General features: G+C 71.7%; 22 protein-coding genes, 1 pseudogene and 1 riboswitch. Of the genes and pseudogenes, 16 read left to right on the top strand and 7 right to left on the bottom strand.

The features are described 5' to 3' along the window. Nucleotides 1-37 precede the first annotated feature (37 nt). Nucleotides 38-1,243, bottom strand: a complete 1,206-nt coding sequence (locus ACZ6TU_RS20020) for an MFS transporter (RefSeq protein WP_467675310.1) — start codon at nt 1,241-1,243, stop codon at nt 38-40. A 166-nt stretch (nt 1,244-1,409) separates the two neighbouring features. Here ACZ6TU_RS20020 and ACZ6TU_RS20015 point away from each other — a divergent pair, with 166 nt between their 5' ends. Then, nucleotides 1,410-2,759: an ROK family transcriptional regulator gene (locus tag ACZ6TU_RS20015; RefSeq protein WP_467675308.1), complete on the top strand. Its 1,350-nt coding sequence runs from the start codon at nt 1,410-1,412 to the stop codon at nt 2,757-2,759. 15 nt (nt 2,760-2,774) lie between these two features. Here the strand turns inward: ACZ6TU_RS20015 and ACZ6TU_RS20010 are convergent, their stop codons facing one another. Next, nucleotides 2,775-3,551 (bottom strand): SDR family oxidoreductase, encoded by a 777-nt coding sequence (locus ACZ6TU_RS20010; RefSeq protein WP_469549975.1) that lies wholly within the window; start codon nt 3,549-3,551, stop codon nt 2,775-2,777. Nucleotides 3,552-3,671: 120 nt separating this feature from the next. Continuing rightward, nucleotides 3,672-4,559, bottom strand: a complete 888-nt coding sequence (locus ACZ6TU_RS20005) for an RNA polymerase sigma-70 factor (RefSeq protein ID WP_467675304.1) — start codon at nt 4,557-4,559, stop codon at nt 3,672-3,674. A gap of 299 nt (nt 4,560-4,858) precedes the next feature. Next, a riboswitch (FMN riboswitch) is annotated at nt 4,859-4,989 on the top strand. Between the two features lie 145 nt (nt 4,990-5,134). Here ACZ6TU_RS20005 and ACZ6TU_RS20000 point away from each other — a divergent pair. The 9 genes from ACZ6TU_RS20000 (at nt 5,135) to ACZ6TU_RS19960 (ending at nt 12,497) form a co-directional block, all read left to right on the top strand. Next, nucleotides 5,135-5,743 (top strand): riboflavin synthase, encoded by a 609-nt coding sequence (locus ACZ6TU_RS20000; protein WP_467675302.1) that lies wholly within the window; start codon nt 5,135-5,137, stop codon nt 5,741-5,743. Continuing rightward, a complete protein-coding gene (locus ACZ6TU_RS19995) occupies nt 5,740-6,384 on the top strand; it encodes a nicotinamide mononucleotide transporter family protein (RefSeq protein ID WP_467675300.1) in 645 nt (214 codons plus the stop codon). The genes ACZ6TU_RS20000 and ACZ6TU_RS19995 overlap by 4 nt, the downstream gene beginning before the upstream one ends. Next, the gene (locus ACZ6TU_RS19990) at nt 6,381-7,667 is read left to right on the top strand and encodes a bifunctional 3,4-dihydroxy-2-butanone-4-phosphate synthase/GTP cyclohydrolase II (RefSeq protein WP_469549971.1); all 1,287 of its coding nucleotides are present in this window, start codon (nt 6,381-6,383) and stop codon (nt 7,665-7,667) included. The genes ACZ6TU_RS19995 and ACZ6TU_RS19990 overlap by 4 nt, the downstream gene beginning before the upstream one ends. A 32-nt stretch (nt 7,668-7,699) precedes the next feature. Beyond that, nucleotides 7,700-8,185 (top strand): 6,7-dimethyl-8-ribityllumazine synthase, encoded by a 486-nt coding sequence (gene ribH / locus ACZ6TU_RS19985; RefSeq protein ID WP_030247057.1) that lies wholly within the window; start codon nt 7,700-7,702, stop codon nt 8,183-8,185. Nucleotides 8,186-8,219: 34 nt separating this feature from the next. Then, nucleotides 8,220-8,492, top strand: coding sequence for a phosphoribosyl-ATP diphosphatase (locus ACZ6TU_RS19980; protein ID WP_467675296.1), 273 nt, complete (start codon nt 8,220-8,222; stop codon nt 8,490-8,492). 46 nt (nt 8,493-8,538) lie between these two features. Then, nucleotides 8,539-9,387 carry an ATP phosphoribosyltransferase gene (gene hisG, locus ACZ6TU_RS19975; protein WP_467675294.1) on the top strand — a complete coding sequence of 283 codons (849 nt, stop codon included), beginning with the start codon at nt 8,539-8,541 and terminating at the stop codon, nt 9,385-9,387. 13 nt (nt 9,388-9,400) lie between these two features. After that, nucleotides 9,401-9,856 carry a PH domain-containing protein gene (locus ACZ6TU_RS19970; protein WP_467675292.1) on the top strand — a complete coding sequence of 152 codons (456 nt, stop codon included), beginning with the start codon at nt 9,401-9,403 and terminating at the stop codon, nt 9,854-9,856. 236 nt (nt 9,857-10,092) lie between these two features. Next, on the top strand, nt 10,093-11,424 hold the full coding sequence (locus ACZ6TU_RS19965) for a hemolysin family protein (protein WP_467675290.1): 1,332 nt from the start codon (nt 10,093-10,095) through the stop codon (nt 11,422-11,424). Next, nucleotides 11,421-12,497, top strand: a complete 1,077-nt coding sequence (locus tag ACZ6TU_RS19960) for a hemolysin family protein (RefSeq protein ID WP_467675288.1) — start codon at nt 11,421-11,423, stop codon at nt 12,495-12,497. Before ACZ6TU_RS19965 ends, ACZ6TU_RS19960 begins: the two co-directional genes overlap by 4 nt. A 108-nt stretch (nt 12,498-12,605) precedes the next feature. On the opposite strand, the gene ACZ6TU_RS19955 is transcribed toward ACZ6TU_RS19960, so the two are convergent. Both ACZ6TU_RS19955 and ACZ6TU_RS19950 read right to left on the bottom strand, forming a co-directional pair. Continuing rightward, complete coding sequence (locus tag ACZ6TU_RS19955; RefSeq protein WP_469550394.1) at nt 12,606-14,468, bottom strand: AAA family ATPase; 1,863 nt, start codon at nt 14,466-14,468, stop codon at nt 12,606-12,608. A gap of 431 nt (nt 14,469-14,899) precedes the next feature. Further along, the gene (locus ACZ6TU_RS19950; protein ID WP_467675286.1) at nt 14,900-15,556 is read right to left on the bottom strand and encodes a uridine kinase family protein; all 657 of its coding nucleotides are present in this window, start codon (nt 15,554-15,556) and stop codon (nt 14,900-14,902) included. Between the two features lie 195 nt (nt 15,557-15,751). Between ACZ6TU_RS19950 and ACZ6TU_RS19945 the strand changes: the two genes are divergently transcribed. The 3 genes from ACZ6TU_RS19945 to ACZ6TU_RS19935 all read left to right on the top strand — a co-directional run bounded on the left by ACZ6TU_RS19945 (nt 15,752) and on the right by ACZ6TU_RS19935 (nt 18,118). Beyond that, the gene (locus tag ACZ6TU_RS19945) at nt 15,752-17,131 is read left to right on the top strand and encodes a peptidase C39 family protein (RefSeq protein ID WP_469549965.1); all 1,380 of its coding nucleotides are present in this window, start codon (nt 15,752-15,754) and stop codon (nt 17,129-17,131) included. Nucleotides 17,132-17,222: 91 nt separating this feature from the next. Beyond that, nucleotides 17,223-17,363 (top strand): SCO1431 family membrane protein, encoded by a 141-nt coding sequence (locus tag ACZ6TU_RS19940; RefSeq protein ID WP_467675282.1) that lies wholly within the window; start codon nt 17,223-17,225, stop codon nt 17,361-17,363. A 98-nt stretch (nt 17,364-17,461) separates the two neighbouring features. After that, complete coding sequence (locus ACZ6TU_RS19935; RefSeq protein WP_467675280.1) at nt 17,462-18,118, top strand: TetR/AcrR family transcriptional regulator; 657 nt, start codon at nt 17,462-17,464, stop codon at nt 18,116-18,118. 50 nt (nt 18,119-18,168) lie between these two features. Here ACZ6TU_RS19935 and ACZ6TU_RS19930 read toward each other — a convergent pair. Further along, nucleotides 18,169-19,435: pseudogene (locus ACZ6TU_RS19930) on the bottom strand (glycoside hydrolase family 18 protein). A 331-nt stretch (nt 19,436-19,766) separates the two neighbouring features. Here ACZ6TU_RS19930 and ACZ6TU_RS19925 point away from each other — a divergent pair. Further along, nucleotides 19,767-20,939 carry an acyl-CoA dehydrogenase family protein gene (locus tag ACZ6TU_RS19925; RefSeq protein WP_467675276.1) on the top strand — a complete coding sequence of 391 codons (1,173 nt, stop codon included), beginning with the start codon at nt 19,767-19,769 and terminating at the stop codon, nt 20,937-20,939. Nucleotides 20,940-21,348: 409 nt separating this feature from the next. Here ACZ6TU_RS19925 and ACZ6TU_RS19920 read toward each other — a convergent pair whose 3' ends face one another. After that, on the bottom strand, nt 21,349-21,783 hold the full coding sequence (locus ACZ6TU_RS19920) for a hypothetical protein (protein WP_467675274.1): 435 nt from the start codon (nt 21,781-21,783) through the stop codon (nt 21,349-21,351). Nucleotides 21,784-22,050: 267 nt separating this feature from the next. Here ACZ6TU_RS19920 and ACZ6TU_RS19915 point away from each other — a divergent pair, with 267 nt between their 5' ends. Then, on the top strand, nt 22,051-22,491 hold the full coding sequence (locus tag ACZ6TU_RS19915; protein ID WP_010046337.1) for an Lrp/AsnC family transcriptional regulator: 441 nt from the start codon (nt 22,051-22,053) through the stop codon (nt 22,489-22,491). Nucleotides 22,492-22,612: 121 nt separating this feature from the next. Then, on the top strand, nt 22,613-24,214 hold the full coding sequence (locus ACZ6TU_RS19910) for an amidohydrolase (RefSeq protein ID WP_469549960.1): 1,602 nt from the start codon (nt 22,613-22,615) through the stop codon (nt 24,212-24,214). Nucleotides 24,215-24,422 lie beyond the last annotated feature (208 nt).

Genomic DNA, 24,422 nt, shown 5'->3' with positions numbered 1-24,422 from the left:
TGGTGACCGGGGCCGACCAGGAGGGTCGCGGGTCCGTTCAGGGCCGCGGGTCGGGGACCGCCTCGTCCGGCCGGCTGATCGTCGCCCGGTCGCCGGGGCGCAGCACGCGCGCGAACGCCACCAGACCGCAGGACAGCAGCGTCACCAGAGCGAACGACACCATCAGGCTGGTCGCCTGCGCCAGCATGCCGATCGCGCTCGGCGCGATCAGACCCGAGGTGTACGTGATGGTCGCGACGCCCGCGATGGCCAGGCTCGGGTTGGACCCGCTGCGGCCCGCCGCCGCGAAGCACAGCGGCACGACGACGGCGATGCCCAGCCCCATCAGCGCGAACCCGGTCATCGCCACCGCCGGGTGCTCCGCCACGACGATCAGCAGCCCGCCGAGGACGGCGAGCACACCGCTCGCGCGCACGGTCCGCACGGCGCCGAAGCGGTCCACGATCCGGTCGCCGGCGATCCGGGCGATGGCCATGGTGAGCGTGAAGCCCGTCGTGCACGCCGCCGCGAGACCGGCCGAGGTCTGAAGCTGTTCGCGCAGATAGACCGCCGACCAGTCCAGGCTCGCGCCCTCGGCGAACACCGCGCAGAACCCGATAGCGCCGATGAGCAGCGCCGACCGGGGCGGCAGGGCGAACCGCGGCGGCGGCTCCTCGTCCTCGGCGGGCTGGAGGTCGAGCACCCACTGGCAGGACAGCACGCCGACGACGGTGAGGACCGCGGCGGCCAGGACGTGGTGCAGCCGGGCGTCCGAACCGAGGTGCGCGGCGAGCGTGCCGGCCGCCGAGCCGACCAGGGCGCCGGCGCTCCACATGCCGTGCAGCCCGGACATGATCGACCGGCCGAGGCGGTTCTCGACCTCGACGCCCAGCGCGTTCATCGCCACGTCCGCCATGCCCGCCGTGGCGCCGTAGGCGAACAGGGCCAGGCAGAGCGTGAGCATGTTCGGGGCGAGGGACGGCAGGACCAGTGAGAGCGTCCACAGGGCGATCAGTCCGCGCAGCGCGTTGCGGGCACCGAAGCGGTGACTGACGCTGCCGGCGAGCGGCATCGCGACGGACGCGCCGAGCGCGGGGAAGGCGAGCGCGATCCCCAACTGTCCGGCGCTGACACCCGCGTGGTCCTGGATCCACGGCACGCGGGTGGCGAACGAGCCGGTCACGGCGCCGTGCACGGCGAACACGGCGGCCACGGCGTACCGCGACCGCTTCACCTCGCGCTGTTCGTAGACCACGTTGCTCATTCTCCGGCCCCGTCCTCTCCTGGTCTTCCCCGCTCCCGTCGCGTCTCCACGTCCGTGGCCGCGTTGGCGCGCGTAAACTATCAGGAACCCTGCCTGATAGATAAGGGGTTACCGGCCGGCCGGAGCACACGGCCGTGCGGCCCGACCGATCTGGAAGGATCCCGGCATGCCCGCATCCCCGAGCACCGCCCGGGCCATCAACGACCGGCACGCCCTGCGTCTCCTCCAGCAGGAGGGCCCGCTGACGGCAGGCCAGTTGAAGCAGCTGACCGGTCTGTCCCGGCCGACCGTCGCCGACCTCGTCGAACGCCTCACCACCGCCGGGCTGATCGCGGTGGTCGGCGAGGCGGGGGAGCAGCGGCGCGGACCCAACGCCAAGGTGTACGGCATCGTCGCCGACCGGGCGCACCTCGCCGCGCTGGACGTACGCACCGAGGGCGTCGCCGTGACCGTCGCGGACCTGGTGGGACGGGTGCTGGCCGAGGCGTCGGCGCCCATCGGCGGTGACACGGGCACGGGCCCCGCCGTGGAGCAGGCGGTCGCGCTGGTCGAGCGCGTGGTGAAGGAGGCCGGCGCCGACCGGCTGCACACCGTGGGGATCGGGGCGCCAGGCCTGATCGACCCGGCCAGCGGCGAACTCCGCGACTCCTCCGGGCTGCCGGAGTGGCACCGCCGGCTCGTCGCCGCCCTCCAGGAGCGGCTGCCCGAGGCCCGGGTCAGCGTGGAGAACGAGACCAACCTCGCGGCGCTGGCGGAGCAGCGCGACGGGGTGGCCCGGGACCGGGACACCTTCGTCCTGCTGTGGCTGGGCCACGGAACGGGCGCGGCGGTGGTCCTCGACGGCGCGCTGCGGCGCGGTGCCTCCGGCGGCACCGGCGAGATCGGCTTCCTCCCGGTCCCGGGCGCGGCCGCGCTGCCGTCCTCGACGGACTGCGAGGGCGGCTTCCACTCCCTGGCCGCGTCGGGCGCGGTCGTGGACCTCGCGGCGCGGTACGGGGTCTCGGCGGAGCCGGGGCAGGAGCCGTCGGTGGTGGGAGTCGTACGGGCGGCCGTCGGTCTGGTGCGGTCGGCAGTGCGTCAAGTGCGGGAGGCGGAGGCGGAGACGGGGGCCGGGGCGTCCCGGGCCGCGAGTGAGGCCAAGGCGCCTCAGTCCGTGAGCGGAGGTGGAGAGTCCGGGTCCGCGAGCGGGGGCGAGGCGTCCGCGCCCCCGACAGCCGTCCCCGCTGCCCGTTTCCTCGACGCCCTCGCCGACCGTCTCGCCGTCGGCGTCGCCTCGGTCGTCGCGATCCTGGACCCCGGTTGCGTAGTGCTCGGCGGCGAGGTCGGCCAAGCGGGCGGCGAAGAACTCGCCGCCCGCGTGCAGGACCGCATCGCCCGGATGACGCCCCTGCCCACGGAGGTACGGACGACCACGCTCGGCGGCGGCGCGGTCCTGCGCGGCGCCCTCCTCACGGCCCGCGACCGCGCCCAGGAGGAACTCTTCACCCCAGGGGAGCGGCCGACTCAGCGGTGGTAGGCCGCCGCCCGGGCGTCACGCCCTGGACCGCCCGCTGCCCGCCCGCGCCTGTTCGCCCCCGTACCGCCGCCCCAGATATTCCTCGAACGTGCCCGTGCCGGTCGCCCGCTGCGGTGTCAGGTGACCACCGCTGCGGAAGTCCCGGTACGCCGCGCCCCACAGCGGCACGTTCACGACTGCCCGGCGTCGCCCGGTCGCCTTCAGATACGCGCGGGCCAGGGACGCGAACGTCCGCACCTCCGGCCCGCCCATGTCATCGACCCGCCCCGCCGGGGCCCCTGCCGCGAGTTCGACCAGCCGGTCGGCGACCTCGGCCACCTCGACCGGCTGGTCCCGGACACCGGCCGGCAGGAACAGGACCGGCAGCTTCGACAGCCCCTGGAGCAGCATGACGAGAAGGTCATGGAACTGCGTCGTCCGCAGCACGGTCCAGCCGAGCCCCGACTCCTCGACCTGCTTCTCCACCGCGAGCTTGCTCTCGTAGTAGCGGAACGGCACCCGGTCGACGCCCACGATGGAGATGTAGACGAGGTGTCGCACACCGGCCCCGCGCGCCGCGCTGATCAGGTTCGCGGCCGCCTGCTCGTCGCCCTTCGGCGACGAAGCGCAGTGCACGATCGTGTCCACACCGGCGACGGCCGCGTCCAGCGCGCCACCGCCCTCCCGCAGGTCGACCGCGTACGGCTGGGTGTGCCGGCTGAGCACCCGCACCTCGTGCCCGTCCGCGCGCAGCCGCTCGGCGACGAGCCGGCCGAGCGTTCCGGTGCCGCCGGTGACCAGGATCGTGGTCATGCTGTTCGGTCCCTTCGGACGCCGGCGCTCCCGGACGGAGCGCCCCTCTGCAACTGAGACCGAACAGCCCTGCCGGATGTGACACACCCGCCCGGCGATCCCGCGACCGCGCCTGCCCTGCTACGGCCGGGTGACCTGACGCCGTGCGAACGCCAGCTTCTCCGGGTTGACCACGGCCCGTACCCCCGCGACCAGCCCGTCGCGCACCTCGAACGCCGCCAGGCCGACGAGCGTGTCGCCCGCCCAGGTGGCGAGCCCCGTCGCGCCGTTGACCTCGGTGACCGTGAACTCCAGGCCCACCGCGAACTTCGGGCCCCCGCCCGCCAGGAACTGGGCGACCTTGAGCCCGCCCTCGATGGGCCACCTGGCCGCGATGACCTTCCCGCCCCCGTCGCTCCACCAGGTGGCGTCGGCCGCGAGCAGCTTCTCCAGCCCGGCCAGGTCGCCGTCGCGGGCCGCCGCGATGAACGACGTGACCAGCTCCTCCTGCCGCTGGGACGCGGCCTCGAACCGGGCCTGCGGCTCGCCCACCCGTTGCACGGCCCGCCGGTACAGCTGACGGCAGTTCGCCTCGCTCAGATCGAGCACCCCGGCGATCTCCCGGTGCCCGTACCCGAACGCCTCGCGCAGCACGTACACCGCCCGCTCGGTCGGCGTGAGCCGCTCCAGCAGCACCAGCATCGCCATCGACACGGCGTCCCGCTGTTCGGCCGACTCCAGAGGCCCGAGCGTGCCGTCCGCGGTCACCACCGGCTCGGGCAGCCAGGTACCGACGTACCTCTCGCGCCGGGCCCGCGCGGAGGTCAGCCGGTTGAGGCAGAGGTTGGTGACGACCTTGGCGAGCCAGGCCGCCGGATGCTCGATCCCCGCACGGTCCGCGCCACTGAAGCGCAGATAGGCGTCCTGGACGGCGTCCTCCGCCTCCTCCGCGGAGCCCAGCAGCCGGTAGGCGAGCGAGAACAGCCGGGGCCGGTGGGTGTCGAACTCGTCGGCGAGCGTGGTGGTCATGCGCCTCACCCTGCCAGAACACCGTCCGTACGGCGGGGAGAAGGCCCGACGGCGGGCAAGGGCCGTCGTCACCGCCGCCGGGCCGGTCTGCGCCGATGCGCATGACCCTAGAAAGGACTAGACCACAGCGTCAATAGGTGTGTACCAACCCGGGGAGCCCGACAAGGGCGGATGCCTGAACCGGAGTTGGATCGCCTCGTCGCGCTCGGGAAGGGCGGCGACACGTTCTGTGAGGCACCCCACACTGTCCGCCCGTCTGGACCTCGATCAGGCATGGCACACTAGCCATGTATCAGTAGCAGCGCACTCCGGGGTCGGTGAAAGTCCGAACCGGCGGTTACAGTCCGCGACCCGGTCGCCTCCAGCGGCCGGTTGACCAGGTGAAATTCCTGGACCGACGGTTAAAGTCCGGATGGGAGGCAGTGCGCGGCGAGCGGGCACATGTGCGCGCCGCCGAAGAAGTCCGTCCTCCGGGCGGACTCCGTCCGGCGTCGTTCCCGGTGTTCTCGCTCGTATCTTCTGTCGTCATCGACAGCCCCGGAGTCCGTGCCCGAAGAGGCAGGAGGACCCGGGAAGTGTTCACCGGAATCGTCGAAGAGCTGGGCGAGGTCACCGCCGTCGAGACCCTCGACGACGCCTGTCGCTTCCGCCTGCGAGGCCCCGTCGTCACCCAGGGCGCGAAACACGGCGACTCCATCGCCGTCAACGGCGTCTGCCTCACGGTCGTCGACCACGAGGGCGACGAGTTCACCGCCGACGTGATGGCCGAGACCCTCAACCGCTCCAGCCTCGGTGCGCTCGAGGCCGGCTCCCGCGTCAACCTCGAACGCCCCATGGCCGTCGGCGAACGCCTCGGCGGGCACATCGTGCAGGGCCACGTGGACGGCACCGGCGAGATCCTGGAACGCAAGCCGTCCGACAACTGGGAGATCGTGAAGATCTCCCTCCCCGCGGACCTCACCCGGTACGTCGTCGAGAAGGGCTCCATCACCGTCGACGGCATCAGCCTCACCGTCGTCGACGCCGGCCCCGACTACTTCACCGTCAGCCTCATCCCCACCACCCTCGACCTGACCACGCTCGGCCACAAGCAGCCCGGCGACCCGGTCAACCTCGAGGTGGACGTCATCGCCAAGTACGTCGAGCGGATGCTGGGCGACCGTGTGCAGGGGGCGGCCAAGTGAACTGGCTCAACTCCGAGGCGTTCACGCTCTTCGGCCAGCACATCAAGTGGTCGGACATGATCGGCAACGTGATCGGTCTGATCGGCCTCGCCTTCGGCTGGCGCCGCTCCATATGGACCTGGCCCGCCCAGTTCGTCTCCGGTCTGATCCTCTTCGCGGCCTTCGCCACCGCCCATCTCGCCGGCAGCGCCGGCAAGCAGGTCGTCGTGATGCTCGTCGCCACGTACGGCTTCTGGCGGTGGAACCGCGGCCGGCAGCAGGCCCAGGACGGCTCCATCGCCGTACGGTTCGCCACCTGGCGCGAGCGCGGGGTGCTGGCCGGCGCCGCCGCCCTCGGCACCCTCGCGGTCGGCGGCCTGTTCACGGCCTTCCCGACACTGTCCTGGGACCCCTGGCCGGACGCCTACATCTTCGTCGGCACGGTCGTCGCGATGTACGCCCAGGCCCGCGGCATGGTCGAGTTCTGGTTCGCCTGGCTGCTGGTCGACCTGGTCGGCGTCCCGCTGAACTTCGCCAACGGCTTCGCCTTCTCCGGCTTCGTCTACGTCATCTACGGCGCGCTGGTCCTGTGGGGCCTGCGCGACTGGTGGCTGCGCTCGCGCGCGGCAGCACAGCCCACCCTGGAAGGAGCGCCGGCATGAGCGCCGCAACCGTCCTGTACACCGACGGCATCGAGGACTTCGTGCTCGACCCCGTCGAGCAGGCCATCGCCGACATCGCGGCGGGCCGCCCGATCGTGGTCGTCGACGACGAGGACCGGGAGAACGAGGGCGACCTCGTCATCGCCGCCGAGAAGGCGACCCCCGAGATCGTCGCCTTCATGATGAGCGAGTGCCGCGGCTTGATCTGCGCCCCCATGGAGGGCGACGAACTCGACCGGCTGCGCCTGCCGCAGATGGTCGAGGACAACACCGAGTCGATGAAGACGGCGTTCACGGTCTCCGTCGACGCCTCCCCCGCGCACGGCGTGAGCACCGGCATCTCGGCCTCCGACCGCGCCACCACCCTCCGGCTGCTCGCCGACGGCGCCGCCCAGCCCGACGACTTCGTCCGCCCCGGCCACATCTTTCCGCTGCGCGCCCGGCCCGGCGGCGTCCTGACGCGCAACGGCCACACCGAGGCCGCCGTCGACCTCGCCCGCCTCGCGGGCCTGCGCCCGGCCGGCGCGATCGTCGAGATCGCCGGTGAGGACGGCACGATGCTGCGCCTGCCCGAGCTGATCCCCTTCGCCCGCAAGCACGGCCTGACGATCATCTCGATCGAGGACCTGATCGCCTACCGCCGCAGCAGCGAGCCCACCGTCCGCCGCGAGGCCAGGACCCAACTGCCCACCGCCCACGGCACCTTCACGGCCCACGGCTACCGCTCCACCGTCGACGGCGTCGAGCACGTCGCCCTCGTGCACGGTGAGATCGGCGACGGCGACGACGTCCTGGTCCGCGTCCACTCCGAATGCCTCACCGGCGACGTCTTCGGCTCCGCCCGCTGTGACTGCGGCCCTCAGCTGGACGCCTCGCTGGCCCGCATCCAGGCCGAGGGCCGGGGGGTCGTGGTCTACCTGCGCGGACACGAGGGCCGCGGCATCGGCCTGATGTCCAAACTGCGCGCCTACGAACTCCAGGAGCGCGGCCGCGACACCCTCGACGCCAACCTCGAACTCGGCCTGCCCGCCGACGCCCGCGACTACGCCGCCGGCGCCCAGATCCTGGCCGACCTCGGCGTGCGCGGCGTCCGCCTGCTGACCAACAACCCCGACAAGACCGACGCGCTCGTCCGTCACGGCATCGTGGTCAAGGCCCGCGTGCCGATGCCCGTGAGCGCCGGCGAGCACAACCTCCGCTACCTGCGCACCAAGCGGGACCGGATGGGCCACGACCTGCCCTGGCTGGACACGACCACCGTGCCGGCCTGCGGCAACCAGTAAGACAGCACAGCGAGAAGGCTCTGAGGAGAGACGTGAGCGGCAAGGGTGCACCGGAGCTGTCCGTACGCAATGTGGGTGACCTCCGGGTCGCCGTCATCGCGGCACAGTGGCACGAAAAGGTGATGGACGGTCTGGTCGACGGCGCCCTGCGCGCCCTGCACGACCTGGGCATCGACGAGCCGACCCTGCTCAGGGTCCCCGGCAGCTGGGAACTCCCGGTCGTCGCCAAGGTCCTCGCGGGCCGCGGTTACGACGCGATCGTCGCCCTCGGCGTCGTCATCCGCGGCGGGACCCCGCACTTCGACTACGTGTGCCAGGGCGTGACCCAGGGCCTCACCCAGGTCTCCGTCGACACCGGCGTCCCCGTCGGCTTCGGCGTGCTGACCTGCGACACCGAGGAGCAGGCCCTGGACCGGGCCGGCCTGGAGGGCTCGAACGAGGACAAGGGGCACGAGGCGGTGACGGCGGCGGTGGCCACCGCGGCCACCCTCCGCTCAGTATCCGAACCCTGGCGCTGACGAAAGCCACATGTGGCATAGGCTGAGCGTCACCATGTCCAAGAAGACGTTCGAGGAGCTCTTCAGCGAGCTCCAGCACAAGGCCGCCCAGGGCGATCCCGCCACTTCCCGCACCGCTGAACTGGTCGAGAAGGGCGTCCACGCCATCGGCAAGAAGGTCGTCGAAGAGGCCGCCGAGGTCTGGATGGCCGCCGAGTACGAGGGCAAGGAGGCGGCCGCCGAGGAGATCTCGCAGCTGCTGTACCACGTCCAGGTGATGATGGTCGCCCGCGGCATCTCCCTCGACGACGTCTACGCCCACCTGTAAGCCGCACCCGTTCCCGTAACACACCCACGCAAAGGAAGCCGACCTCATGCTGCGCATCGCCGTCCCCAACAAGGGTTCCCTGTCAGGCCCTGCGGCGGAGATGCTGCATGAGGCCGGTTACCAGCAGCGCCGGGAGTCCAAGGAACTGCGGATCGTCGACCCGACGAACGAGGTCGAGTTCTTCTACCTCCGCCCCCGCGACATCGCCATCTACGTCGCCTCCGGCCAGCTGGACATCGGCCTCACCGGCCGGGACCTGCTCATCGACTCCGGCGCCGACGCGGAGGAGATCCTCGCCCTCGGCTTCGCCCGCTCCACCTTCCGTTACGCCGGCAAGCCCGGCACCATCAGCGGCCTGGCGGACCTGGCGGGCAAGACGATCGCCACCTCCTACGAGGGCATCGTCGCGGCGCACCTCGCCGAGCACGGCATCGACGCCTCCGTCGTCCACCTCGACGGTGCCGTCGAGACCGCCATCCAGCTCGGCGTCGCCCAGGTCATCGCGGACGTCGTCGAGACCGGCACCTCGCTGCGCAACGCGGGCCTGGAGGTCGTCGGCGAGCCGATCATGCAGTCCGAGGCCGTCGTGATCCGCCGCACCGGCGCGGACGGTGACGACCCCAAGGTGCAGCAGTTCCTGCGCCGCCTCCAAGGCGTCCTGGTCGCCCGGACGTACGTGATGATGGACTACGACTGCCGCGTCGAGCAGCTGGAGAAGGCCGTCGCCCTCACCCCGGGGCTGGAATCGCCGACCGTGTCCCCGCTGCACAACGAGGGCTGGGTCGCCGTCCGCGCGATGGTCCCGGCCAAGGAGGCGCAGCGGATCATGGACGACCTGTACGACATCGGCGCCCGGGCCATCCTGACCACGGCCATCCACGCCTGCCGTCTCTGAGGGGCGCGCACCGATGTCCGATCTGCCCACTCTGCCCGTCACCTTCCGGCCGGGCAGCACCCGCGCGGTGCTGCTCACCGCCGCCGTCGCGATCCTCGTGGTGATCACGGCCGTCGCGATGCTGCTGAAGCAGCTCAGCCCGGCCGAGCGCCTCAGCTTCATCGTCACGGCGCTCCTGCTGGACGCGGTACTGCTCCTGCTGGCGCGGCCCAAGGTCGTCGCCGACGAGGACGGCGTCACCGTGGTGAACCTCACGAACAAGCGCCGGCTGGAATGGGCCGAAATCCTTCAGGTGACCCTCCGGCCCGGCGACCCGTGGGTGTTCCTCAACCTCAGCGACGGCACCAGCCTGCCCGCGCTCGGCATCCAGCCGGGCATCGCCCGACAGCGCGCGATCGCCGACGCCCGGGCCCTGCGGGCGCTCGCCGAGGCCCGCTCCGTCGTGGATCCCGAGCGGCCTCAGAGCTGACTCGGCGGATCCACAGGGCGGTCGCCACTGCCGCACCTGGCCGTGTCTTGATTAATCTGTTGGTGGAGGCGCGATGGATGCGCCTCCGCCCCTGTTGCCCCGCCCGGTGCACAGAGGCTCCTGCTAACCGAGGAGTGACCCCCTCCGGCGATGGACGGATCGTCCTGCAGTACCTGCGCCGCCCCCTGCCGACATAGCGCGGACCGTGTCCGCGACCGTGCGGAGGCGGCAGCATCATGAGCATCCCCCTGCTGCTTCTGGCAGCCGCGTTCCTGCTGATTCTCGCCAACGGATTCTTCGTGGCGGCCGAATTCGGACTCGTGACGGTCGAGCGGCCGGAGGCCGAGAAGGCCGCCGCCGAGGGCGACCGGCGCGCCCAACGCGTCGTCGAGTCGCTCAGGGAGCTGTCCTTCCAGCTCTCCGGAACTCAGCTGGGCATCACCATCACCTCCCTCGTCGTCGGCATGCTCGCCGAGCCGGCGCTCGCCGAGCTGCTGCACGGCCCGTTCATCTCGATCGGCGTCCCCGAGGGGGCCGTCTCCGGTGTCACGGTTGTGGTCGGCATGCTGCTGGCCTCCGCCGTGCAGATGGTGATCGGCGAGCTCCTGCCCAAGAACTGGGCGGTGTCCAGGCCGCTCCAGGTCGCGCGCTTCGTCGCGGGCCCGCAGCACGTGTTCGCACGGCTGTTCCGGCCAGTCATCGCCGGCCTCAACGCCGTCGCGAACCGGCTCGTGCGCGCCCTGGGCTTCGAGCCCGCCGAGGAACTGGCCTCCGCCCGGACCCCCGGCGAACTCGTCTCCCTCGCCCGCCACTCGGCCCGGGCCGGCGCCCTGGAACAGGACACCGCCGATCTCTTCGTCCGGACCCTGTCGCTGGGCGAGCTGACCGCGCAGCACGTGATGACGCCGCGCGTGAAGGTCAGCGCCCTCCAGTCCTCGGCCACCGCGGAGGACGTGGTCAACCTGACCCGGGCCACCGGCCTGTCCCGTTTCCCCGTCTACCGGGAGAGGATCGACGAGGTCGTCGGCATGGTCCACCTCAAGGACGCCCTGGCGGTGCCCGTGCAGGACCGGCTGCGCACCCCCGTCGGCCGCATCGCCCGCCCGGCGCTGCTCGTCCCCGAGACGCTGCCCGTACGGCCGCTGCTCGCCCGCCTGCGCAGCGAGCAGCCGATCGCGGTCGTCGTCGACGAGTACGGCGGCACGGCCGGTGTCGTCACGCTGGAGGACATCGTCGAGGAGATCGTCGGCGAGGTCCGCGACGAGCACGACGGACACGACCTGCCCGAGCTCGCCTCCGCGCCGCCGGAGGACGGCAGGCCCGCCTGGGACGTCGACGGCAGCTGCCGGGTCGACATCCTCCAGCGCATAGGCCTCGAAGTGCCCGAGGGCCCGTACGAAACCGTCGCGGGTCTGATCGCCGACCTGCTGGGCCGTATCCCGGCCGTCGGCGACAAGGCGGAACTGCCCGGCTGGCGGCTGTCGGTACGCCAGGTCGGCCACTACCGCGCCGAACGGGTCCGCCTGGTCAGGACCGCCCCCGTCGCCGTGATGGAGGCCGCCCGATGAGCGTGCTCCAACTGGCCTTCGCCGCACTGCTCGTGCTGGCCAACGGCTTCTTCGTCGGCGCCGAGTTCGCGCTCGTCTCCGTACGCCGCAGCCAGATCGAACCCCTCGGCACCGCCCGCTCCCGGCAGGTCCTCTACGGCCTGGAGCGGCTGCCGCAGATGATGGCGGCGGCCCAGTTCGGCATCACGATCTGCTCCCTCACTCTCGGGGCGGTCGCCGAACCGACCGTCGCGCACCTGCTGGAGCCGGTCTTCGAGTGGGTCCATCTGCCGCAGGGCATGATCCACCCGCTCACCTATGTCATCGCCCTCGCCGCCGTGGTCTTCTTCCACCTCGTCATCGGCGAGATGGTCCCGAAGAACCTGGCGATGGCGGCGCCCGAGAAGGCCGCGCTGTGGCTCAGCCCCGGCCTGGTCTGGTTCGCCCGCTTCTGCAAGCCGATCACCGCCGCCCTCGGGGCCTGCTCCCAGGGCATCCTGCGGCTCTTCCACGTCGAGCCCAGGGACGAGGTCGAGGCCGTCTTCACCAGTGAGCAGCTCAACCGGCTGGTGGAGGACGCCGGCCAGGCGGGTCTGCTCGACCCCGAGGAGGCCGAAAGCCTGGAGGACGCCCTGGAGCTGGGCTCCCGCCCGGTGACGGACGTCCTGCTGAAGCGCGAGTCACTGGTGACGGTCAGCCCGTCGGTCACCCCCGGCCGCATCGTCGAGCTCACCGCCCGCACCGGGTACTCCCGGTTCCCGGTCGCCGCGGAGAACGGTGCGTTCATGGGCTACCTGCACGTCAAGGACGTCCTCGACCTGGAGCACTCGGACCGGGCCGTGCCGCAGCAGTTGTGGCGGCCCATGACGATGCTGCGGTCCGAGTTGCCGTTGGACGACGCGCTGACGGTGATGCGGCGGGCGGCGACGCATCTGGCCCAGGTGGCCGACGGGTCCGGGAAGGTGCTCGGGCTGGTCGCGCTGGAGGATGTGCTGGAGCTGTTGGTGGGGGAGGTGCGGGATCCCGCGCATCGGGAGGTGCGCGAGGTGAGGCTGACCGAGCCGAGGTCCGGCGAGGAGGTACTGGCGACGTAGTGGCCTAGCTGCGGGCAATCGTGCCGCTAAGGGCGGCACGGGTGGGCGCAGCGGCACCCCGCTCCGCCGGGCTGCGGACCCACCTGGCCCCAGCCCCTACGCCAGTTCCTACAGTCCGGGCGGATCCTGCGGCCCCCGCCCGGACAGCACCTCTCCATATGCCTGCATCAGATCCGGCAACCGCAGCGTCGCCAGGTCCTCCCTGCCCAACACCCCGGGACAGACGGACAACCGAAGATCCCGGTACGCGCAGCTCTTCTCGTACAGCGTCCGCAGGAACCGCCCGTTGCCCAGCTCGTCGATCCACCCCTGGTCCACCACATGCCCGGCGATGGAGCGCAGCTCGTCGAGGGCCTCCTCGTCCCACAGGTCGCCGTTCTCCGCGGCGAGGACCTTGCCGATCTCGGTGAGTTCGGGGGGCCGGTAGGAGGGGAAGTCGACGCGGGTGGTGAAGCGGGAGGACAGCCCGGGGTTGGCGGCGAGGAGGCGGTCCATGCCCTCGGGGTAGCCGGCCAGGATCACCACGAGATGGTCGCGGTTGTCCTCCGCCCGTTTCAGCAGCACCTGGAGCGCCTCGTCGCCGTACGCGTCCCCCTTGCCGTAGCCCGAGTTGGACAGCGAGTACGCCTCGTCGACGAAGAGCACACCACCGAGCGCCGAGTCGATCAGTTCGTTCGCCTTCACGGCCGTCTGCCCGAGGTATTCGCCCACGAGGTCGGCCCGCTGGGCCTCCACGAGATGGTCGCCGCCGAGCAGGCCGAGGGCGTAGAAGACGCGGCCGAGGATGCGGGCGACGGTGGTCTTGCCGGTGCCGGAGGGGCCGGAGAAGACGAAGTGCCGCTTGGGCGGCTGGACCGGAAGGCCCTGCCCGGCCCGCAGCCGGGCCATGTTCAGCTGTGCTGACAGCGCCTTGACCTGGCGTTTCACCGGCTCCAGACCGACCATGCGCTCGAGCTCGGCGAGAGCTTCCTCCAGTAAGGCCGGGTCGGTGGGCCCGGCGGGCAGCGACGGCGCCGGGCCGGTCCGCGAGCGCACCGTGGGGTCGGTCACCGGCGGCAGGGGAGCGGAGGCCGGCGGTTCGGGATCGGGCAGTCTCAGGTCGCGGCCCTCGGTGCCGAAGAGCGGGTCGAATCCGTCCGGACCGTCCACGGCGTCCTGGCCGGCGCCGGTGAGCGTGATCGCCGCGAGGTCGGTGGACTCGTCGTACCCGTCGCCCTCGGCGATCGCGGCGAGCCGGGCCGAGGTGTCCATGAAGGCCGGGTCGACGCGGTGCACGGCCCGGTAGAGGGGGAGCGCGGCCGCGCTGCGGCCGGTGCCCTCGTGCGCCCGGGCCAGCCAGTAGCGCAGCTCCTTGCGCTGGGGCTGCTCACTGCGGCACCGCATCAGCGCGGCGGACAGCAGCGGTTCGGCCTGTCCGTACATCTCCAGGCGGACCCGGGCCATGCCGCCGAACAAGCCCGCCTCGATGCCGAGCATCGGATCGTCGAGGAGCGGGTCGGTGTGGCGGACCAGCTGCTCCCAGTCCTTGACCAGATAGGCGCGGCAGGCGTGCAGGAAGCGGACCTGGGCGTCGGTGTCCACCGGCGGCAGCCCGGCGAGGGCTCGGTCCAGCTCGGGGACGTGGCGGCCGTCCAGCCAGTGGGAGGCGTGCGCGAGCAGCAGGTCGCGGGGGCTCTCCAGGACGGGCTGCACCCACCAGCCCAGCCAGTACCAGGAGTTGAGGGTGCGGCGATACCGGGAGCGCTGCTCCCCGAAGCGGTCCCGGTGCCGGAACATCCTGAGCAGCGCGGTCGTCGTGTCGACGCGCAGGGCGTGCAGCCCGAGCCAGCCGTCGGCCATCCCGGAGTCCATCCGCACGGCGGCACGGAACTCCTCCTCCGCCTGCGGATAGGCGCCCATGGTGTAGGCGTCCACGCCTCGCAGCCAGGCGAGGTCGGCCGGGGCCTGCGGGCCCTGCGTGCCGAAGTCCATCACGTCCCCCACGAACCGTGCCCCCGTCGGTATGCCAACGAGCCGTCCCCCAGCCGGCTGCCCTGCTCGAACCGCTGTGCCACGGACCGGAGTTGCAAGGTGCGCGAAGCAACCGTCCGTAGGTCGCAACGAGGGCATCGTACCTGCGGGAGCGGCGCCCCCGTAGGGTGCCTCACGGGGCGTTCGGCGAGGTGGGAGCGGATGCGGCGCACTCCCGCACGGTGACCGAGGGTGAGCAATCGGCGCCGCCGATACCCCGAAAACCGGAAGAAGACAGAACGAAGCCCCCGATCACGGGGGAACAACCGGGGGCTTCGCGTCTGTGGGCGGCTCCGAATGGCCGCACATTCAGAACGTAAGACCTGTACGGGCCCCCGGTCAAGCCGAGTTGAAGCACTCCGGCAAGTTGTTCCGCAAGGCCCTTCACAAGTTCAGCACACTGCGGGCGGTCCGTCACCGTGCGTGAGGGGCTGGTCCGATCCAACAGGCCCCGCAGACCCCGGAGTCACCTCATATCCCTTCTCTCGCTGCCGTACCAGGAGATCGGCGAACTGCCGCGAGGGATCGCCGGCGAAATGCCGGCGTTCCGCCGGTACCCATCCGTTCCAGAACTCCCGCTGTTCCTCCCCGTCCCGCGACCGTCCCCGCGCCCAGGCTTCCTCACGGGGCACCTCCATCCACAGCAGCAGGGCCAGGTGGGGCCGCAACGCCCGGCGTCCCGCGCCGACGCCCTCCACCAGGACCACCGGAGCGGGCGGCAGGGGGCGCGGCGGGCCGAAGTGGCGGGCGCGCCAGTCGTAGGGGGTGTAGTGCGCGGTCCGGCCGTGGGCCAGCGGCTCGATCACCTGGTCCAGCAGGCGCCCGGTCCAGCCGAACAGTTCGTCGTGGGTGGCGATGTCGTCGAGGCGCAGTACCGGCGCGCCCCCCAGTGCCACGGCCAACTGCTCGGCGAACGTCGTCTTTCCGGAGCCGGCGTGCCCGTCGACGCCGACGAGGCGGACCGGGCCGCAGGAAGGGGGGAGGCGGCGGATCCGGGAGGCCAGGTCGCGGACGGCGGGCCCCGGTGCGGGACGGAAGGGCTGATTCATCTCGCCCAGCACTCTAACGACGGCGCCCTCGGCGCGTGCCAGTGGTCGACGCCAATATTGGTGGGCGTGGCGCGGGCCGAAGTGCTGGCGGGACCCGGCGGGCTGTGCTCCTATGTGGCGCATATACGTGTGCGACCGATCGCGCCACGGACCTGCCCCGCCCCTGCCCGACTCCGACTTCCGGGGGTCCCCGCCATGCGCAGAGCCGAACAGCCGTCCCGCAGAACCGTCCTGGCCGCCGCGGTCGCCGCCGCCGTCACGGCAGGCTCGGGTCCGGCGGCCGCCGACACCGAGGGGCCCATGGCGACGGACACCACAGAGCCCGCCCGTGCGGTCCCGGCCCGCACCGTCGACAACCGGGCCTGGACCTCGTACGGCGACTGGCGCGGCGGCACCGCCAAGGGCACCCGTGCCGTCGCGGGCGCCCGCCCGGGCGTGGTGATCGCGAAGCCGGCCGGAACCACCGACTACACGGACCCGCACACCGGCACCACCGCCCGCTGGGAGTACGGCACCTGGACGTCCCCGGCCCACCGGCTCGCCGTCCCCGCGACGGAGGCGATCGTCTCCTGGAACGCGCACACCCCGGCCGGCACCTGGCTCCAGGCGGAGATCAAGGCCGCCTACACCGACGGCACCAGCACCCCCTGGTACGTGATGGGCCGCTGGGCCGCCGGCGACCAGGACATCCGGCGCACCTCGGTCGACGATCAGAGCGACGGCAAGAGCACCGTCTGGACCGACACCCTGGCGATCGACGACCCGTCGACAGGCCCGCGCCTCGCCTCGTACCGGCTGCGCCTGACCCTCTACCGCAAGCCCGGCACCAAGGCAACGCCCACCGTGTGGCGGCTCGGCGCGATGGGCTCCGACGTACCCGACCGGTTCACCGTCTCGGCGTCCGCGCCCGGCCTCGCCAGGGAACTGGTCGTCCCGCGGTACTCGCAGGAGATCCACAAGGGCCAGTACCCCGAGTACGACAACGGCGGCGAGGCCTGGTGCAGCCCGACGTCCTCCCAGATGATCATCGAGTACTGGGGCGGCCGGCTCACCCCGGAGCAGCTGGCCTGGGTGGATCCGTCGTACGCCGATCCCCAGGTGTGCCACGCGGCCCGCTCCACCTACGACTACCAGTACGCCGGCTGCGGCAACTGGCCCTTCAACGCCGCCTACGCGGCCACGTTCAAGGACCTCCAGGCCGTGGTCACCCGGCTCGGCTCGCTCACCGACCTGGAGACGCTGATCGCGGCGGGCATCCCGGTCATCACCTCCCAGTCCTTCCTGAAGGAGGAGCTGACCGGCGCCGGATACGGCACCGCCGGGCACCTCATGACCGTCATCGGCTTCACCTCCGACGGCGACGTGATCGCCAACGACCCCTTCTCGGCGAGCAACGAGGCCGTGCGGCGTGTCTATCGGCGCCGGGAGTACGAGAACATCTGGCTGCGGACCAAGCGGTACAACGCCTCCGGCAGGGTCGTCTCCGGCACCGGTGGCGTCTGCTACCTGTACTTCCCGGCACGCCCGACCGCGCCCCAGCGCAAGGCGCTGACGGCCGTGGGCGTGCGCGTGTGACCAAGCTCTCGGACGCAAAAGCCGCTCTCGGTGGCAAGGTGGACAGAACTCAGGGGGAGCCCGTCCGCATCACCGAACCAGCGAGATGTCCATGACCGCGCACTCAGCCACCGCAGCCCGTGTCCGTACCGGCGGCCCTCAGGACGACCGCCCCGAGATCGTCGAGCATGTCGCGGGCTGGACCCTCGTCGTGGTCCTCGCGATGCTCGTGACCCAGCTCGGGCTGCTCTGACCCCGCGCGGGCTGCTGTGACCTGGCCCACGGCCCAGTCCTCCGGCCTGCCATACTGCGGATGTCCCGCCTCGCCGCCCGTTGGAACCAGGGTCGAAATTGAATATCAGTCAACAGCCTGCCGCGCGTCCCATGGCCCGCGGCACCGAGCGCTCGCTGGCGCGCCGTGCCGAACTCATCGCAATCGGGCGGAGGTTGTTCGCCGACACGTCCTACGACGCCCTGTCGATGGACGACATCGCCCGGCAGGCGCACGTCGCCAAGGGGCTGATCTACTACTACTTCCAGTCCAAGCGCGGCTACTACCTGGCCATCATCCAGGACTCGGTCACCGACCTGGTCACCCTGGCGGCGAGCGGACACGAACTGCCCCCGGTCGACCGCGTCCAGCGCACCATCGACAGCTATCTGACCTACGCCGAGCACAACCAGGCCGCGTACCGCACCATCGTCAGCGGGGGCGTCGGCTTCGACACCGAGGTGCACGCCATCCGTGACGGCGTGCGCGCGGCCATCGTCGCCGCCATCGCCGAGGGGGCGTACGGCCGCGTCGACATCACCCCGCTGGCGCGCATGGGCCTGCTCGCCTGGGTGTGTGGCGTCGAGGGTGCCACCCTCGAATGGGTCGACCGCCCCGAACTGTCCCGCGAGACCATGTGCGAGCTGCTGGTCAAGGGGCTCGGCGGCGCCCTGCGCGCGATCGAGGACCTGGACCCCGCCTACCCGGCTCCGGAGGCCGCCCGCCAAGGCGCATGAGCCGGGGCGGAGGGGTCCGTCACGGTCCCTCCGCCCCCGCCCGCCCAGGCCTACTTCATGGCCTTGATCAGCTCACCGTTCGCCGTGTCGCCGCTCAGCTCCCAGAAGAAGGTCCCGCCCAGCCCCTGCTGGTTCTTGTAGTTCATCTTGGTCGCGATGGTCGCCGGAGTGTCATAACTCCACCAGTTGTTCCCGCACTTCGCGTACGCCGTGCCGGCCACCGTCCCCGTCGCCGGGCACTTGGTCTTGAGCACCTTGTAGTCGTCGATGCCCTGCTCGTACGTGCCCGCCGCCGGGCCGGTCGCGGTGCCGCCCGGCGCCGACTGGGTGACGCCGGTCCAGCCGCGGCCGTAGAAGCCGATGCCGAGCAGCAGCTTCGAGGCCGGGATGACGAGGCCCTTGAGCTTCGCGATGGTCGCAGAGCTGTGGTTGTCCGCCCTCGGTATGCCGGAGTACGAGGCCAGCGGGGAGTGCGGGGCCGTCGGGCCGGCGGCGTCCCAGGCGCCGAAGAAGTCGTACGTCATCGGGTTGTACCAGTCGACGTACTGGGCCGCGCCCGCGTAGTCCGCCGCGTCGATCTTGCCGCCCGGGGTGGCGTCGGCGGTGATCGCCGCGGTGACGAGGTTCTCCGAGCCGAATTTGGCGCGCAGCGCCTGCATCAGGTTCTTGAAGGCCGCCTTGCCGCTGGTGTCGCAGGTGGCGCCGCAGGCGTTCGGGTACTCCCAGTCGATGTCGACGCCGTCGAAGACGTCCGCCCACTTGGAGTTCTCGACCAGGTCGTAGCAGGACTGGGCGAAGGCGGCCGGGTTCTTCGCGGCCTCACCGAAGCCGGCCGACCAGGTCCAGCCGCCGAAGGACCACAGGACCTTGAGGCCCGGGTGTTTCTGCTTCAGCTTGCGCAGCTGGTTGAAGTTGCCGCGCAGCGGCTGGTCCCAGGTGTCGGCCTTGCCGTCGACGGACTCGGCGGCGGTGTGGGCCCGGTCGGTGGCGGCGTAGGCGTCGCCCATCGCGCACTTGCCGCCGGTGACGTTTGCCGAAGGCGTAGTTGATGTGCGTGAGCTCGGCCGCCGATCCCGACGACTCGATGTTCTTGACGTAGTACCTGCGGTCGTAGGTGCCCCATTCGGTGAAGTACCCGATGACCTTGGAGCCGGCGGCCTTGGCCTGGGGAGCGGCCTTCGGCTCCGCGGCGGCCTCCTGAGCCGAGGTCGCCGCGGTGGCGGAGGTGTCCGCGCCGGCCGGCAGACCGGCGCCGAGGGCGGCGCAACAGGCCGCGGACACGATGGCCCGGAAGCGGGGACGGTGGGGGGTGTGCATCCGGTGTCTCCTCGTGGGGAGAGGGGAACGCGTGTCGATTGGCATGAACGCGGTGAATCGGTGGAGCGAAACAGTAGGAGGACTAGACCAGTCGGGTCAATGGTGCGGACCAATTTCGCCGCCCCGGACGCGCTCGGCCATTTCTTGAAGTAAGCGGTCGTTAACTGGTGACGGGATGCCTCCGATCGGGCATACTCACAGCGCAGAGCCGCTGGTCAGCAGCTTCCGAGACCCGGAACTGCAAGCATCGGCCAGGCACCAGAACGACCCGGCGGCGCCGCCCCACCCACGGGCCCGTCCGCCAGTGCCCGACAGGGAGGAGAGCGTCGCCATGCCCGACCGCGCCCCGCAGCCGGTGGACCGGCAACTGCCCACGGAGGAGGCCCGGGACCTGATCTCGCTGGTCCGCGACATCGCGCAGCAGGAGATCGTCCCGAAGGCGGCCGAGGAGGAGGACGCCGGCCGCTTCCCGCGCGAGCTGTTCACCCTCCTCTCGCGCTCCGGCCTGCTAGGCCTTCCGTACGACTCCGAGTACGGCGGTGGCGACCAGCCCTACGAGGTCTACCTCCAGGTCCTGGAAGAGCTCGCCGCGGCCCGCCTCACCGTCGGACTCGGCGTCAGCGTGCACTCCCTGGCCTCCTATGCGCTCGCCGTACACGGCACCAAGGAGCAGCAGGTCGAGCACCTGCCCGCGATGCTCGGCGGCGGCATGCTCGGTGCCTACTGCCTCTCCGAGCCGCACTCCGGCTCGGACGCGGCCGCCCTGCGCACCAAGGCGGTGCGCGACGGCGACGCCTGGGTGATCACCGGCACCAAGGCCTGGATCACGCACGGCGGGATCGCCGACTTCTACACGGTCATGGCGCGCACCGGCGAGGAAGGCCCGCGCGGGATCACCGCGTTCCTGGTCCCCGGCGACGCGCCGGGGCTGAGCGCCGCTCCGCCCGAGAAGAAGATGGGCATGAAGGGCTCGCCCACCGCCCAGGTCCACTTCGACGGCGTACGCGTCTCCGACGACCGGCGTATCGGCGAGGAAGGGCAAGGCCTCGCGATCGCCCTGACCGCGCTCGACTCGGGGCGGCTCGGCATCGCGGCATGCGCGATCGGCGTGGCGCAGGCGGCGCTCGACGAGGCGCTGGCGTACGCGACCGAGAGGCGCCAGTTCGGCAAGGCGATCGCCGACTTCCAGGGGCTGCGCTTCATGCTCGCCGACATGGCGACGCAGATCGAGGCGGGCCGGGCGCTCTACCTGGCGGCGGCGCGACTGCGGGACGCGGGCCGGCCGTTCGCCATGCAGGCGGCCATGGCCAAGCTGCACTGCACCGACACGGCGATGCGGGTCACCACCGACGCCGTGCAGATCCTCGGCGGCTACGGCTACACCGCGGACTTCCCGGCGGAGCGCTACATGCGCGAGGCGAAGGTGCTCCAGATCGTCGAGGGCACCAACCAGATCCAGCGGATGGTCATCGCCCGCCATCTCGTGGGTCCAGAGGGACGCTGAACTGGTCGAGGCCCCGCCAGGGCGCCGCGAGCCGCATCCACTCCGGGTCGTGCCGGCCCGGAAGAGTGCGGCCGCGCTCGGCCCAGGCCCGCATCAGGTCGTGGTAGATCGGCGGGTCCTGATAGCGCGGCGCGGTCGGCCGAACCGATTCTGCGGGCGGTGGGACGAACAAGAGGCGTTGACGCCCTGTCGCTGAGGAGATGGGGGTCATACCAGGGCAACGCGGAAGAGGCCGGAGAGGTCACCCGGGGGCGGAATCGGGCGTGCGTTCAGGGGCGCAAGGGTGCCCGGTTTCGCGTCTGGGCTGCGGGCCTGTCTCCGGACGCACTGATCCCGCACCACGGCAGACTGCGAGCCGTGGTGCGGGGCAGTCACTGGGATGGAGCGAGCGGGCGAAGAAGGCCCGCGCTCAGGCCGCTTGGCGGCGCATGACCGGGACCCTGATGGGGCGTGAGCCCGGGCCGCCGACGTGCGAGAAGGGCTGAGTCCGCCAGTCGAGTCCCTGAGGGAGCGTCAACAACAGGGCGGTGTCCTGCTCCTGAGGTTCGACGGACTCGTCCGCGGGGCGGGCGTCCGCGGCCCTGCGGCCGGTTCCGGCACAGACCGTGAGTCCGAAGGGGTTCCACGGCGAGGCGCACAGCGCGTGCTCCGGCAGAACCTCCTCATCCGCCAGCAGGGCGATTGGCTGTGCGCAGTCCGGGCAGACGACCCGGAACATCTCGAAGGTGTCGTAGGCGTCGAGTTCGTCGTCGAAGGCGTCGGGTTCGACGCCCTCCGGCTCGGGCTCGACGACGAGCTGCTGCCGCTTGGGTGCGGTGCGGCCTGGGCGCTTAAGACTCTGCATTGTGTTCTCCCCCTCGGGCTGGGCCGTTCAGGCACTGCGGCCTCGACCACAGCAAGCACTTCCCGTCCCCCCTGGGAGGTAATCACGAGAACATTACGGAGACTGTTCGAGCCCTGTGGCGTTCGTCACATGCCGGGCGCAGGTGCCCACTGCGGTGGGTTTGTCCCCCGGACGGCTGACAGTCGCCGCCGGCCAGATCACGAACCGGCCATGGCCCGGGCCGCTCAGGTATCCGAGGAGATCAACCGCACTGTAGGTTCTTGCGCCATGGAGGAGCTGGACCGACAGATCGTGCAGCTGCTCGTCAAGGACGGGCGGATGAGCTACACCGACCTGGGCAAGGCCACGGGCCTGTCCACCTCGGCCGTGCATCAGCGGGTGCGCCGGCTGGAACAGCGTGGCGTCATCCGCGGCTATGCCGCGGTCGTCGACCCGGAGGCCGTCGGTCTGCCCATGACCGCGTTCATCTCGGTCAAGCCCTTCGACCCCAGTGCGCCCGACGACATCGCGGATCGCCTCGCGGACGTTCCCGAGATCGAGGCATGCCACAGCGTCGCGGGCGACGAGAACTACATCCTCAAGGTGCGGGTCGCGACGCCGCACGAGCTGGAGGAACTGCTGGCGCGGGTGCGGTCGTTGGCGGGGGTTTCCACGCGGACGACGGTGGTGCTGTCCACGCCGTACGAGGCGCGGCCGCCCAGGATCTGACCGCTGGTTCCTCGGCTGCGGTTGTTCGTGGCCGGTCGCGCCCACGCGGCGGAGCCGCACATCGACACAACCCCGCGCCCCCTTTCGGGGCGTTGAAGTGATGCCTGTGAGACTGTGCTTCATGAGTGAGTCCACCGCCCCGCCGAAGACCGTCCTGCTCCGTCGTGGAGAGGTCCACAGTCCTGCCGATCCGTTCGCGACCGCGATGGTCGTGGAGCGGGGGCAGGTCGCCTGGGTCGGTTCGGAGGGGGCGGCCGATGCCTTCGCGGACGGGGTCGACGAGGTGATCGACCTGGACGGGGCGCTCGTCACTCCGGCGTTCACGGACGCGCATGTGCACGCCACCGCCACCGGCCTAGCCCTCACCGGCCTCGACCTGTCCGCCGCCCCCTCCCTCGAGGCCGCACTGGCCCTCGTACGGGACTTCGCCGCCGCCCGGCCGGACGACCGTGTGCTGCTCGGGCACGGCTGGGACACCGCCCGCTGGCCCGGCGGCCGTCCCCCGACGCGCGCCGAACTCGACGAGGCCACCGGCCACCGGCCCCTCTATCTCAGCCGGATCGACGTCCACTCGGCGGTCGTCACGACGGCCCTGCTCGACCTGGTCCCCGACGCCCCCCGCGAGGACGGACCGCTCACCGCCGATGCCCACCACGCCGTCCGCGCCGCCGCGTTCGCGGCCGTGACGCCTCGCCAGCGCACCGACGCCCAGCGCGCCGCCCTCGCGCACGCCGTCTCGCTCGGCATCGGCACGATCCACGAGTGCGGCGGCCCGGAGATCTCCTCCGCGGACGACTTCACCGGCCTGCTGCGCCTCGCCGCCGAGGAGCCCGGTCCGCGCGTCGTCGGCTACTGGGCCGAGGAGGATGTCGCCAAGGCCCGCGAGCTCGGCGCGGCCGGCGCCGCGGGCGACCTGTTCGTCGACGGCTCCCTCGGCTCGCACACGGCCTGCCTGCACCAGCCGTACGCCGACGTCGACCACACCGGCCGGGCCTATCTGGACACCGCCGCCGTCGCCGCCCACGTCGTGGCCTGTACCGATGCGGGCATCCAGGCCGGCTTCCACGCCATCGGCGACGCGGCGGTGGACTCCGTGGTCGAAGGTGTGCGGGTCGCCGCCGAAAAGGTCGGTCTCGCCCGTGTCCGGGCCGCCCGCCACCGGGTCGAGCACGCCGAGATGCTCACCTCCGGGACCGTCGCGGCCTTCGCCGAGCTCGGTCTCACCGCGTCCGTCCAGCCCGCCTTCGACGCCCTGTGGGGTGGCGAGGACGGCATGTACGCGCAGCGGCTGGGTGCCGAGCGGGCGCGTGCGCTGAACCCCTACGCGGCGCTGCTGCGCGCCGGTGTGCCGCTCGCCTTCGGCTCCGACAGCCCGGTCACCCCCCTCGACCCCTGGGGCACGGTGCGAGCCGCCGCCTTCCACCGCACGCCGGAGCACCGCGTCTCCGTGCGTGCCGCGTTCACGGCGCACACGCGCGGCGGCTGGCGGGCCGTCGGACGGGACGACGCGGGCGTCCTGGCGCCGGGTGCGCCCGCCGACTACGCGGTGTGGCGCACCGGCGACCTCGTGGTCCAGGCTCCGGACGACCGGGTCGCCCGCTGGTCGACGGACCCCCGCTCCGGCACCCCCGGCCTGCCCGATCTGACCCCTGGCCACGACCTGCCCGTCTGTCTGCGCACCGTGGTGGGCGGGCGCACGGTCTTCGTAGGGCCGGGCGAGTGATCTACGGGGGTGGCGCGCACGAGATCGTGCGCCGCGCCCCCGTCGCGCGACCTGGGCATCCTCCGCGCTGACCAGGACTTTGCCGCGATATGTGCAGGTCAAACGGCTGTTGACAGGCGGCCGCAGGGGGCCGGTAGGTTCGGCCGAGTCCACCACCGGACGCCCGACCGGGGAACGTCCGCGCACTCGCCGCAGCGCCGCCGGGTCA

The organism is Streptomyces sp. NPDC052064 (genome assembly GCF_055585925.1).
This window is presented reverse-complemented; position numbering and strand designations above follow the sequence as displayed.